The sequence below is a fragment of the Streptococcus sp. 4094 genome (genome assembly GCF_013277125.1).
GTDB lineage: Bacteria > Bacillota > Bacilli > Lactobacillales > Streptococcaceae > Streptococcus.
The window spans coordinates 125,901-139,337 of record NZ_VMMI01000011.1; the positions used below are offsets into that span (position 1 = coordinate 125,901).

At 36.2% G+C, this 13,437-nt stretch carries 10 protein-coding genes and 2 pseudogenes; 10 read left to right on the forward strand and 2 right to left on the reverse strand.

Going from position 1 to position 13,437, the window contains the following annotated elements; translation table 11 throughout:
• Positions 1-30: 30 nt before the first annotated feature.
• The 10 genes from pth (at position 31) to HT721_RS03820 (ending at position 10,579) form a co-directional block, all read left to right on the forward strand.
• Complete coding sequence (pth, locus tag HT721_RS03780; RefSeq protein WP_000163938.1) at positions 31-600, forward strand: aminoacyl-tRNA hydrolase; 570 nt, start codon at positions 31-33, stop codon at positions 598-600.
• Positions 601-4,110: a transcription-repair coupling factor gene (mfd, locus tag HT721_RS03785; protein ID WP_173212979.1), complete on the forward strand. Its 3,510-nt coding sequence runs from the start codon at positions 601-603 to the stop codon at positions 4,108-4,110. It begins immediately after the preceding gene.
• 57 nt (positions 4,111-4,167) lie between these two features.
• The gene (locus tag HT721_RS03790; protein ID WP_001234978.1) at positions 4,168-4,434 is read left to right on the forward strand and encodes an RNA-binding S4 domain-containing protein; all 267 of its coding nucleotides are present in this window, start codon (positions 4,168-4,170) and stop codon (positions 4,432-4,434) included.
• Entirely contained in the window at positions 4,427-4,795 is a 369-nt protein-coding gene (locus HT721_RS03795; protein WP_000041912.1) for a septum formation initiator family protein, read from the forward strand. Before HT721_RS03790 ends, HT721_RS03795 begins: the two co-directional genes overlap by 8 nt.
• Before the next feature lie 4 nt (positions 4,796-4,799).
• Positions 4,800-4,922 (forward strand): SP_0009 family protein, encoded by a 123-nt coding sequence (locus HT721_RS11255; protein WP_000429334.1) that lies wholly within the window; start codon positions 4,800-4,802, stop codon positions 4,920-4,922.
• Complete coding sequence (locus HT721_RS03800; protein ID WP_173212982.1) at positions 4,915-6,183, forward strand: serine hydrolase; 1,269 nt, start codon at positions 4,915-4,917, stop codon at positions 6,181-6,183. Before HT721_RS11255 ends, HT721_RS03800 begins: the two co-directional genes overlap by 8 nt.
• Positions 6,180-7,457, forward strand: a complete 1,278-nt coding sequence (tilS, locus tag HT721_RS03805; protein WP_173212984.1) for a tRNA lysidine(34) synthetase TilS — start codon at positions 6,180-6,182, stop codon at positions 7,455-7,457. Before HT721_RS03800 ends, tilS begins: the two co-directional genes overlap by 4 nt.
• A gap of 4 nt (positions 7,458-7,461) precedes the next feature.
• The gene (gene hpt / locus HT721_RS03810) at positions 7,462-8,004 is read left to right on the forward strand and encodes a hypoxanthine phosphoribosyltransferase (RefSeq protein ID WP_000892175.1); all 543 of its coding nucleotides are present in this window, start codon (positions 7,462-7,464) and stop codon (positions 8,002-8,004) included.
• 15 nt (positions 8,005-8,019) lie between these two features.
• Positions 8,020-9,978: an ATP-dependent zinc metalloprotease FtsH gene (gene ftsH, locus HT721_RS03815; RefSeq protein WP_173212986.1), complete on the forward strand. Its 1,959-nt coding sequence runs from the start codon at positions 8,020-8,022 to the stop codon at positions 9,976-9,978.
• A gap of 121 nt (positions 9,979-10,099) precedes the next feature.
• Positions 10,100-10,579: a sigma-70 family RNA polymerase sigma factor gene (locus HT721_RS03820; protein WP_173212989.1), complete on the forward strand. Its 480-nt coding sequence runs from the start codon at positions 10,100-10,102 to the stop codon at positions 10,577-10,579.
• 97 nt (positions 10,580-10,676) lie between these two features.
• Here the strand turns inward: HT721_RS03820 and HT721_RS03825 are convergent.
• Both HT721_RS03825 and HT721_RS03830 read right to left on the reverse strand, forming a co-directional pair.
• Positions 10,677-11,755: pseudogene (locus HT721_RS03825) on the reverse strand (helix-turn-helix domain-containing protein).
• A 377-nt stretch (positions 11,756-12,132) separates the two neighbouring features.
• A pseudogene (locus tag HT721_RS03830) lies at positions 12,133-13,218 on the reverse strand (IS30 family transposase).
• Positions 13,219-13,437: the final 219 nt, after the last annotated feature.

Here is a 13,437-nt window from a genome sequence, read left to right on the forward strand (position 1 = left end):
AACCCTTTTGGCTTTTGAAAGGAAAAATAAATGACCAAATTACTTGTAGGCTTGGGAAATCCAGGAGATAAATATTTTGAAACAAAACACAATGTTGGATTTATGTTGATTGACCAACTAGCGAAGAAACAGAATGTCACTTTTACACATGATAAGATATTTCAAGCTGACCTAGCATCCTTTTTCCTAAATGGAGAAAAAATTTATCTTGTCAAACCAACGACATTTATGAATGAAAGTGGAAAAGCGGTTCATGCTTTATTGACTTATTATGGTTTGGATATTGAAGATTTACTCATCATTTACGATGATCTTGACATGGAAGTTGGAAAGATTCGTTTAAGAGCAAAAGGTTCAGCAGGTGGTCATAATGGTATCAAGTCTATTATTCAACATATTGGAACCCAAACCTTTAATCGTGTTAAGATTGGAATCGGAAGACCTAAAAATGGCATGTCAGTTGTTAACCATGTTTTGAGTACCTTTGACAAGGATGATTATATCGGTATTTTACAGTCTATTGACAAAGTTGACGACTCTGTAAACTACTATTTACAAGAGAAAAACTTTGAAAAAACGATGCAGAGGTATAACGGATAAATGGTGACCTTATTAGATTTATTCTCAGAAAATGATCAGATAAAAAAATGGCATCAAAATCTGACAGATAAGAAAAGACAATTAATGTTAGGTTTGTCAACTTCTACAAAAGCTTTAGCAATAGCTAGTAGTTTGAGACAGGAAGATAAGATTGTGTTATTGACGTCAACTTATGGAGAAGCAGAAGGACTTGTTAGTGATCTTCTATCTATCTTGGGTGAGGAATTTGTCTATCCATTTTTGGTAGATGACTCCCCTATGGTAGAATTTTTGATGTCTTCACAAGAAAAAATCATTTCACGGGTTGAAGCCTTGCGTTTTTTGACTGATTCATCTAAGAAAGGGATTTTAGTTTGTAATATCGCAGCAAGTCGATTGATTTTACCGTCTCCAAATGTATTCAAAGATAGTATTGTAAAAATCTCAATCGGTGAAGAATATGATCAACACGCGATTATCCATCAGTTGAAGGAAATTGGCTATCGAAAAGTTACACAAGTACAAACTCAAGGCGAATTTAGTCTTCGAGGAGATATTTTAGATATTTTTGAAATATCCCAGTTAGAACCTTGCCGAATTGAGTTTTTTGGTGATGAAATTGATGGTATCAGGTCATTTGAGGTCGAAACACAATTATCGAAAGAAAATCAGACAGAACTTACTATCTTTCCAGCTAGTGATATTCTTTTGAGAGAAAAGGATTATAAACGAGGTCAGTCAGCTTTAGAAAAACAAATTTCAAAAACGTTATCACCTATTTTAAAATCATACTTAGAAGAAATTTTTTCAAGTTTTTACCAAAAACAAGTTCATTTAGATTCTCGGAAATTTTTATCTTTGTGTTATGACAAGAGGTGGACTGTTTTTGACTATATTGAAAAAGATACCCCAATATTCTTTGATGATTATCAAAAATTAATGAATCAGTATGAAGTATTTGAAAGAGAATTAGCACAATACTTTACAGAAGAATTACAGAATAGTAAAGCATTTTCTGAGATGCAGTATTTTGCTGATACAGAGCATATCTATAAAAAACAGAGTCCGGTTACCTTTTTCTCTAATATGCAAAAGGGTTTAGGAAATCTCAAGTTTGATCAAATTTATCAATTTAATCAATATCCTATGCAGGAGTTTTTCAATCAATTTTCTTTTCTAAAAGAAGAAATTGAGCGATACAAAAAAATGGATTATACTATTATTCTGCAGTCTAGCAATTCAATGGGAAGTAAAACATTGGAGGATGTGTTAGAGGAATATCAGATTAAATTGGATTCTAGAGATAAGTCAAGAATCTGTCAAGAATCTGTAAACTTAATCGAGGGCAATCTCAGACATGGTTTTCATTTTGTAGATGAAAAAATTCTGGTGATTACTGAACATGAGATTTTTCAAAAGAAATTAAAACGTCGTTTTCGAAGACAACATGTTTCAAATGCAGAGCGCTTAAAAGATTATAATGAACTTGAAAAAGGGGACTACGTTGTTCACCACATTCATGGAATTGGTCAATACCTAGGAATTGAAACCATTGAAATCAAAGGGATTCACCGCGATTATGTTAGCGTCCAATACCAAAACGGGGATCAAATCTCTATCCCAGTGGAACAGATTCATCTACTGTCCAAATACGTTTCAAGTGACGGGAAAGCTCCTAAACTCAATAAATTAAATGACGGTCATTTCAAAAAAGCCAAGCAAAAAGTTAAGAACCAGGTAGAGGATATAGCTGACGATTTAATCAAACTTTATTCTGAGCGCAGCCAGTTGAAGGGTTTTGCTTTCTCAGCTGATGATGAGGATCAACATGCTTTTGATGATGCCTTCCCTTATGTTGAAACGGATGATCAACTTCGTAGTGTTGAGGAAATCAAGAGCGATATGCAGGCTTCTCAGCCAATGGATCGACTTTTAGTTGGGGATGTTGGTTTTGGAAAGACTGAAGTTGCTATGCGTGCAGCCTTTAAGGCAGTCAATGATCACAAACAGGTTGTCGTTCTAGTTCCGACAACGGTTTTAGCGCAACAGCACTATACAAATTTTAAGGAACGATTCCAAAATTTTGCAGTTAATATTGATGTGTTGAGTCGCTTTAGAAGTAAAAAAGAGCAGACTGAAACACTTGAAAAATTGAAAAAGGGTCAAGTTGATATTTTGATTGGAACCCATCGTGTTTTGTCAAAAGATGTTGTGTTTGCTGATTTGGGCTTGATGATTATTGATGAAGAACAGAGATTTGGTGTCAAGCATAAGGAAACCTTGAAAGAATTGAAAAAACAAGTGGATGTCCTAACCTTGACCGCTACGCCAATTCCTCGTACCCTTCATATGTCTATGCTGGGAATCAGAGATTTGTCTGTTATTGAAACTCCGCCGACTAATCGTTATCCAGTGCAAACCTATGTTTTGGAAAAGAATGAGAGTGTCATTCGTGATGCTGTTTTGCGTGAAATGGAGCGTGGAGGTCAAGTTTACTATCTTTACAACAAAGTTGACACGATTGACCAGAAGGTTTCAGAATTACAGGAGTTGATTCCAGAGGCTTCGATTGGTTATGTTCATGGGCAAATGAGTGAGATTCAGTTAGAAAATACTCTACTGGATTTCATTGAAGGTCAGTATGATATTTTAGTGACGACTACCATTATTGAGACAGGGGTGGATATTCCAAATGCCAATACTTTATTTATTGAAAATGCGGACCATATGGGCTTGTCAACCTTGTATCAGTTAAGAGGAAGAGTCGGTCGTAGTAATCGTATTGCTTATGCCTATCTCATGTATCGTCCAGAAAAATCAATCAGTGAAGTCTCTGAGAAGAGATTAGAAGCCATCAAAGGATTTACAGAATTGGGATCTGGATTTAAGATTGCTATGCGAGATCTTTCGATTCGCGGAGCAGGAAATCTCCTAGGAAAATCCCAGTCTGGTTTCATTGATTCTGTTGGTTTTGAATTGTATTCGCAGTTATTAGAGGAAGCTATTGCTAAACGAAACGGTAATGCTAATGCTAACACAAGAACCAAAGGTAATGCCGAATTGATTTTACAAATTGATGCCTATCTTCCTGATACTTATATTTCTGATCAACGACATAAGATTGAAATTTACAAGAAAATTCGTCAAATTGACAATCGTGTCAATTATGAAGAGTTACAAGAGGAGTTGATAGACCGTTTTGGAGAATACCCGGATGTAGTAGCCTATCTTTTAGAGATTGGTTTAGTCAAGTCATATTTGGACAAGATCTTTGTTCAACGTGTGGAAAGAAAAGATAATAAAATTACAGTTCAATTTGAAAAAGTCACTCAACGACTGTTTTTAGCTCAAGATTATTTTAAAGCTTTATCCGCAACGAACTTAAAAACAGGCATCGCTGAGAATAAGGGATTAATGGAGCTTGTATTTGATGTCCAAAATAAGCAAGATTATGAAATTTTAGAAGGTCTGCTGATTTTTGGAGAAAGTTTATTAGAGATAAAAGAGTCTAAGAAAGAAAATTCCATTTGATATTTTTCTTCTATAAAATAGATAAAAATGGTACAATAATAAGTTGAGGTAATAAGGATGAGATTAGACAAATATTTAAAAGTATCGCGAATTATCAAGCGTCGTACAGTCGCAAAAGAAGTAGCAGATAAAGGCAGAATTAAGGTGAATGGAATCTTGGCCAAAAGTTCAACGGATTTGAAAGTTAATGACCAAGTTGAAATTCGTTTTGGAAATAAGTTGCTACTTGTCAAAGTACTGGAGATGAAAGATAGTACAAAAAAAGAAGATGCAGCAGGCATGTATGAAATTATCAGTGAAACACGGGTAGAAGAAAATGTCTAAAAATATTGTACAATTGAATAATTCTTTTATTCAAAATGAATATCAACGTCGTCGCTACCTGATGAAAGAACGACAAAAACGGAATCGTTTTATGGGGTGGGTATTGATTTTGATTATGCTATTATTTATCTTGCCAACTTTTAATTTAGCGCAGAGCTATCAACAATTACTCCAAAGACGTCAGCAATTAGCAGACTTGCAAACTCAGTATCAAACCTTGAGTGATGAAAAGGATAAGGAGACAGCATTTGCTACCAAGTTGAAAGATGAGGATTATGCTGCTAAATATACACGAGCGAAGTACTATTATTCTAAGTCGAGGGAAATAGTTTATACGATTCCTGACTTGCTTCAAAGGTGATAAAATGGAAAATTTACTAGACGTAATAGAGCAATTTTTGAGTTTGTCAGATGAAAAATTGGAAGAATTGGCTGATAAAAATCAATTATTGCGTTTACAAGAAGAAAAGGAAAGGAAGAATGCGTAAATTCTTAATTATTTTGTTGCTACCGAGTTTATTGACCATTTCAAAAGTCGTTAGCACAGAAAAAGAAGTCGTCTATACTTCGAAAGAAATTTATTACCTTTCACAATCTGACTTTGGTATTTATTTTAGAGAAAAATTAAGTTCTCCCGTGGTTTATGGAGAGGTTCCTGTTTATGCAAATGAAGATTTAGTGGTAGAAACTGGAAAATTGACTCCCAAAACAAGTTTTCAAATAACTGAGTGGCACTTAAATAAACAAGGAATTCCGGTATTTAAGCTATCAAATCATCAATTTATAGCTGCGGACAAACGATTTTTATATGATCAGTCAGAGGTGACTCCAACAATCAAAAAAGTATGGTTAGAATCTGACTTTAAACTGTATAATAGTCCTTATGATTTAAAAGAAGTGAAATCATCCTTATCAGCTTATTCGCAAGTATCAATCGACAAGACCATGTTTGTAGAAGGAAGAGAATTTCTACATATTGATCAGGTTGGATGGGTAGCTAAAGAATCAACTTCTGAAGAAGATAATCGGATGAGTAAAGTTCAAGAAATGTTATCTGAAAAATATCAGAAGGATTCATTCTCTATTTATGTTAAGCAACTGACTACTGGAAAAGAAGCTGGTATCAATCAAGATGAAAAGATGTATGCAGCTAGTGTTTTGAAACTCCCTTATCTCTATTATGCGCAAGAAAAAATAAATGAGGGTCTTTATCAGTTAGATACGACTGTAAAATACGTATCAGCAGTTAATGATTTTCCAGGTTCTTATAAACCAGAGGGAAGTGGTAGTCTTCCTAAAAAAGAGGATAATAAGGAGTATTCTCTCAAGGACTTAATCACAAAAGTATCAAAAGAATCTGATAATGTAGCTCATAACATATTGGGATATTACATTTCAAACCAATCTGATGCCACATTCAAATCCAAGATGTCTGCCATTATGGGAGATGATTGGGATCCAAAAGAAAAATTGATTTCTTCCAAGATGGCTGGGAAGGTCATGGAAGCTATTTATAATCAAAATGGATTTGTGCTAGAGTCTTTGACTAAAACAGATTTTGATAATCAGCGAATTGCCAAAGGTGTTTCTGTGAAGGTAGCTCATAAAATTGGGGATGCGGACGAATTTGAGCATGATACGGGTGTTGTCTATGCAGATTCTCCATTTATTCTTTCTATTTTCACTAAGAATTCTGATTATGATACAATTTCTCAGATAGCTAAGGATGTTTATGAGGTTCTAAAATGAGGGAACAAGATTTTTTAAATCATTTTCTCAAGAAGGGATATTTCAAAAAGCATACTAAGGTGGTGCTAGCTCTTTCTGGTGGGTTAGATTCTATGTTTCTATTTAAGGTATTATCTACTTATCAAAAAGAGTTAGAAATTGAACTGATTTTAGCTCATGTGAATCATAAGCAGAGAGTAGAATCAGATTGGGAAGAACAGGAATTAAGGAAGTTGGCTGTTGAAGCTGGACTTCCTATTTATGTCAGCAATTTTTTAGGAGAATTTTCAGAAGCGCGTGCTCGACATTTTCGTTATGATTTTTTTCAAGAGGTCATGAAAAAGACAGGTGCGACAGCCTTAGTCACTGCTCACCATGCGGATGATCAGGTGGAAACGATTTTAATGCGTTTGATTCGAGGTACTCGTTTGCGCTATCTATCAGGAATTAAGGAGAAGCAAGTAGTCGGAGAGATAGAAATTATTCGGCCCTTCTTGCATTTCCATAAAAAAGACTTTTCACCAATTTTTCACTTTGAAGATACATCAAATCAGGAAAATCATTATTTTCGCAATCGTATTCGAAACTCTTACTTACCAGAATTAGAAAAAGAAAATCCTCGATTTAGGGATGCAATCTTAAGTATCGGTAATGAAATTTTAGATTATGACCTAGCTATAGCTGAATTATCTAATAATATTGATGTAGAAAATTTACAGCAGCTATTGTTTTACTCTGAGTCTACACAAAGAGTTTTACTTCAAACTTATCTGAATCGTTTTCCAGATTTGAATCTTACAAAAGCTCAGTTTGAAGAAGTTCGGCAAATTTTAAAAACTAAAAGCCAGTATCGTCATCCGCTTAAAAATGGCTATGAATTGATAAAAGAGTATCAACAGTTTCAGATTTGTAAAATCAGTCCGCAGGCTGATGAAAAGGAAGATGAATTTGTGTTACACTATCAAAATCAGGTATCTTATCAAGGATACACATTTTCCTTTGGAATTCCTTTAGAAGGTGAATCAATTCAACAAATACCTGTTTCACGCGAAACATCCATACACATTCGTCATCGAAAACCAGGAGATGTTTTGATTCAAAATGGGCATAGAAAAAAACTCAGACGTCTATTTATTGATTTGAAAATCCCTATGGAAAAGCGAAAATCTGCTCTGATTATTGAGCAATTTGGTGAAATTGTCTCAATTTTGGGAATTGCGACCAGTAATTTGAGTAAAAACACGAAAAATGATATAATGAACACTGTACTTTATATAGAAAAAATAGATAGGTAAAAAAATGTTAGAAAACGATATTAAAAAAATCCTCGTTTCACACGATGAAATTACAGAAGCTGCTAAAAAATTAGGTGCTCAATTAACTAAGGACTATGCAGGAAAAAATCCAATTTTAGTTGGGATTTTAAAAGGATCTATTCCTTTTATGGCTGAATTGGTCAAACATATTGATACACATATTGAAATGGACTTCATGATGGTTTCTAGCTACCATGGTGGAACAGCAAGTAGTGGTGTTATCAATATTAAACAAGATGTGACTCAAGATATCAAAGGAAGACATGTTCTATTTGTAGAAGATATCATTGATACAGGTCAAACTTTGAAGAATTTGCGAGATATGTTTATTGCAAGAGAAGCAGCTTCTGTTAAGATTGCAACCTTATTGGATAAACCAGAGGGACGTGTTGTAGAAATTGAGGCAGACTATACCTGCTTTACTATCCCAAATGAGTTTGTAGTAGGTTATGGTTTAGACTACAAAGAAAATTATCGTAATCTTCCTTATGTTGGAGTATTGAAAGAAGAAGTGTATTCAAATTAGAAAGAACAATTTTTAATGAAAAAACAAAATAATGGTTTAATTAAAAATCCATTTCTATGGTTATTACTTATTTTTTTCCTAGTTACAGCTTACCAGTATTTTAGTACAGGTAGTGTTGCAGGGAAAAGTGAGCAAATTAATTATACAGAATTGGTAAAAGAAATTACCGATGACAATGTAAAAGAATTAACCTACCAACCAAATGGCAGTGTTATCGAAGTTTCGGGTGTCTATAAAAATCCTAAAACAAGTAAAGAAGAAACAGGCATTCAGTTCTTTTCTCCATCTGTTACAACAGTAGAGAAATTTTCAAGTATTATTCTTCCCTCTGATACCACAGTATCAGAATTGCAAAAGCTTGCTTCTGATCATAAAGCGGAAGTAACTGTTAAGCATGAAAGTTCAAGTGGTATGTGGATTAATCTACTCGTATCCATTGTGCCATTTGGAATTCTATTCTTCTTCCTATTCTCTATGATGGGAAATATGGGGGGAGGCAATGGTCGTAACCCAATGAGTTTTGGACGTAGTAAGGCTAAAGCTGCAAATAAAGAAGATATTAAAGTAAGATTTTCAGATGTTGCTGGAGCTGAGGAAGAAAAACAAGAACTAGTTGAAGTTGTTGAATTCTTAAAAGATCCAAAACGATTTACAAAACTTGGAGCCCGTATTCCAGCAGGTGTTCTTTTGGAGGGACCTCCGGGAACAGGTAAGACTTTGCTTGCTAAGGCAGTTGCTGGAGAAGCAGGCGTTCCATTCTTTAGTATCTCAGGTTCTGACTTTGTAGAAATGTTTGTCGGAGTTGGAGCGAGTCGTGTTCGTTCTCTTTTTGAAGATGCCAAAAAAGCAGCACCAGCTATCATCTTTATCGATGAAATTGATGCTGTTGGTCGCCAACGTGGTGTCGGCCTCGGTGGAGGAAATGATGAACGTGAGCAAACCTTGAACCAACTCTTGATTGAGATGGATGGTTTTGAGGGAAATGAAGGGATTATCGTCATTGCTGCTACAAACCGTTCAGATGTACTAGACCCTGCCCTTTTACGTCCAGGACGTTTTGATAGAAAAGTATTGGTTGGTCGCCCTGATGTTAAGGGGCGCGAAGCAATCTTGAAAGTTCATGCTAAGAACAAGCCTTTAGCAGAAGATGTTGATTTGAAATTAGTTGCTCAACAAACTCCAGGCTTTGTTGGTGCTGATTTAGAGAATGTCTTGAATGAAGCAGCCTTGGTTGCCGCTCGTCGCAATAAATCGATAATTGATGCTTCAGATATTGATGAAGCAGAAGATAGAGTTATTGCTGGACCTTCTAAGAAAGATAAGACAGTTTCACAAAAAGAACGTGAATTGGTTGCCTACCATGAGGCAGGACATACCATTGTTGGTCTAGTCTTGTCGAATGCCCGTGTTGTTCATAAGGTTACAATTGTACCAAGAGGTCGTGCAGGTGGTTACATGATTGCACTTCCTAAGGAAGATCAAATGCTTCTATCTAAAGAAGATATGAAAGAGCAATTGGCTGGCTTAATGGGTGGACGTGTAGCTGAAGAAATTATCTTTAATGTCCAAACTACAGGAGCTTCAAACGACTTTGAACAAGCGACACAAATGGCGCGTGCAATGGTTACAGAGTACGGTATGAGTGAAAAACTTGGCCCAGTACAATATGAAGGAAATCATGCTATGTTTGGGGCACAGAGTCCTCAAAAATCAATTTCAGAACAAACAGCTTATGAAATTGACGAAGAAATTCGTTCATTATTAAATGAAGCACGAAATAAAGCTGCTGAAATCATCCAATCAAATCGTGAAACTCACAAGTTGATTGCAGAAGCATTATTGAAATACGAAACATTGGATAGTACACAAATTAAATCTCTCTATGAAACAGGAAAGATGCCTGAAACAGTAGAAGAGGAATCTCATGCACTATCCTATGATGAAGTAAAGTCAAAAATGAATGACGAAAAATAACCCTGAGAGAGGCTTGTCCTCTCTTTTTTTGTGCAGTTTAGACGGTGTAGGGAACAGAATGGGGAGAAATAACCAAATTAGCTTTTTGATTTGTTAAACTGTATTTAGAAAGGGGAAAAGAATGATTAAAGAATTGTATGAAGAAGTCCAGGGGAGTGTATATAAGTGTAGAAATGAATATTACCTTCATTTATGGGAGTTATCGGACTGGGATCAAGAGGGAATGATATGTCTACATGAATTGATTAGTAGAGAAGAAGAGCTGGCAGAAGATATTCCTCGTTTACGTAAATATTTCAAAACAAAATTCCGGAATCGAATTTTAGATTATCTCCGTAAGCAAGAAAGTCACAAACGGAGATATGATAAAGAGCTTTATGAAGAAGTGGGTGAGATAAGTCATCGTATAAGTGAGGGCGGTCTCTGGCTAGATGATTATTATCTCTTTCATGAAACACTAAGAGATTATAGAAACAAACAAACTAAAGATCAACAAGAAGAACTAGAACGCATCTTAAGCAATGAACGATTCCGAGGTCGTCAAAGCGTGCTAAGAGACTTACGTATTGTGTTTAAAGAGTTTGACATCCGTACCCATTAGGAATTCATGAAAAAACGGTAAATTCCCAAACTAAGTTCCACTGCTAATCCAAGTGGAAGTTAGTGTGAGACGTTTGAATGGGGTTAAAGATTAGTTTTTAGAACTTATGTTGGAGTAATGTAGACGACTGACAGACGTCTTCTGCAGGTATTTTAGAAATGCCGAGAAGCTTAGGAATTTCTTCTCCATAGGTAAATGCAAAGAGTTCATAGGCTGACTTTCCATTTAAAGCAGCACGTTTGACGCTGTTGACATGCGAACAAACGAGATTGATGTCCTCTTGAGTTAAGTTGTCAAAGGAAATTCCCTTTGTTAGGATGTCGCGAATCAAGGTGTGATTTTTCTCGATTCTCCCTTTCTGGTCAGAGCGATTAGGGTCACAAAAGAAGAGTTTACTCTCTCCTCGCACATCCATTTCGATGTCATCAACCCTGGCAAACTCTCCACCATTATCTGTCAGGATGACAGGGAAGAGTTGGAAGAAATCTTTGTCAGCTTGGTGAAGAGTGTTCTTGATGTCATAGAGGTGTTTGGTAACCTCAAGGGCAGTTTTATTATCCAGCAGTCTAGCGAAGATAAAGTTACAGAAAGATAGATTGAAGGTGAGTAGGACTTTACCTCCCATTCTGCCCATAACGGTATCCATTTCTAGCCAAGAGTCTAGTTGATTAAGGGTTAAATAATTTAGGAAATCCTCATAGGAACGATAGATAGGTACCCTTTTCGGATGTGTCGATAGACAGTTGAGGAGCTAACATCAAGGTTATGAGTTTTCAGAATATGATAGATGTGCTGTCCTTTTTTAATCCCATCAGAAATGATTTTATCTATGTCCCAGAAAGTCTTGGAATTGAGGGGAGTTCCTTCACGAGATTCAACAAGAGTTTGTTCGTATTGTTTTTGAGCTTGTTTAGCAAGGTAGAAGATTTTCTGATAGCCACAATTCTGTCTTCTTTTAGGGCAGCCATTACAGACAAAGGGAGCTTTACTGAGTAGAGGGCAAGGAAGATTATTGCATGTAGACTCTCGGACTTGTCTGTTTCGTTTGACTTCTTTAGAAACAGTAGTTGGGTCTTTTAGAATGGACTGTCCAATAGCTTTGAAGGTTTCACCGCGCTCTAAGCCTAATTGGATATCATTACGGTCTGAAAGGGCAAGGTGTTTATGTTTTGTCATAGTAGACCTCATTTCTAACTCAAACGTCTCACACTTAATTCCACCATAAAAATCCGTTTTAGACTAATTTCCACTTCGGTTAGGTAAGTGGAAGTTACTTTGAGAAGTTAGAGATTTGAAAAAAGGGTAAATTCCCAAACTAACTTCCACCGCTAATCCAAGTGGAAGTTAGTGTGATAAAAATCGTAAAAACCAGTGAGAATCCGTGTCAGGGTAAGTTCCACTGGTTTTACTCATGCTTGATTTCATCGCTTTTGTAACCAAAATGAATCGAAAAAAAGAGCGCACAAAATCCCCTCATCTGAAAGCGTTTCAGATTAAGTTCCGCTATGGTGGAAGTTAGTGTAAGACGTTTGAATGGGGTTAAAGATTAGTTTTTAGAACTTATGTTGGAGTAATTTAGACGACTGACAGACGTCTTCTGCAGGTATTTTAGAAATACCTAGAAGTTTAGGAATCTCTTCTCCATAGGTAAAGGCAAAGAGTTCATAAGCTGACTTTCCATTTAAAGCAGCGCGTTTGACGCTGTTGACATGAGAACAAACGAGATTGATGTCCTCTTGAGTTAAGTTGTCAAAAGAAGTTCCTTTAGGTAGAATGTCGCGAATCAGCGTGTGATTTTTCTCAATTCTGCCTTTCTGGTCAGAGCGATTAGGGTCACAAAAGAAGAGTTTACTCTCTCCTCGCACATCCATTTCGATATCATCGACCCTGGCAAACTATCCACCATTATCTGTCAGGATGACAGGGAAGAGTTGGAAGAAATCTTTGTCAGCTTGGTGAAGAGTGTTCTTGATGTCATAGAGGTGTTTGGTAACCTCAAGAGCAGTTTTATTATCCAGCAGTCTAGCGAAGATAAAGTTACAGAAAGATAGATTGAAGGTGAGTAGGACTTTACCTCCCATCCTGCCCATAACTGTATCCATTTCCAGCCAAGAGTTCAGTTGCTTAAGAGCCAAATAATTTAGGAAATCCTCATAGGAACGCCCTTTTTTGTCTTCTTTAGGGATGGAAGGTAGATTATTTTTCCGTCTTTCTTTGAATTTAACGGCTCTGACTAGGTCAATAGGAGCGATAGATAGGTATCCTTTTCGGATGTGCCGATAGACGGTTGAGGAGCTGACATCAAGATTGTGAGTTTTCAGAATATGATAGATGTGTTGTCCCTTTTTAACCCCATCAGAAATGACTTTGTCCATGTCCCAGAAGGTCTTGGAATTGAGGGGAGTTCCTTCACGAGCTTCGACAAGAGTTTGTTCGTATTGTTTTTGAGCTTGCTTAGCGAGGTATAAAATCTTCTTATAGCCACAATTTTGTCTTCTTTTAGGGCAGCCATTACAGACAAAGGGAGCTTTACTGAGTAGAGGGCAAGGAAGATTATTGCATGTAGACTCTCGGACTTGTCTGTTTCGTTTGACTTCTTTAGAAACAGTAGTTGGGTCTTTTAGAATGGATTGTCCGATAGCTTTGAAGGTTTCACCGCGCTATAAGCCTAGTTGGATATCGTTACGGTCTGAAAGGGTAAGGTGTTTATGTTTTGTCATAGTGTACCTCATTTCTAACTCAAACGTCTCACACTTAATTCCACCATAAAAATCCGTTTTAGACTAATTTCCACTTTGGTCAGGTAAGTGGAAGTTATTTTGAGAAGTTAGCGATTTGAAAAAAGTAAAAAAATTTTA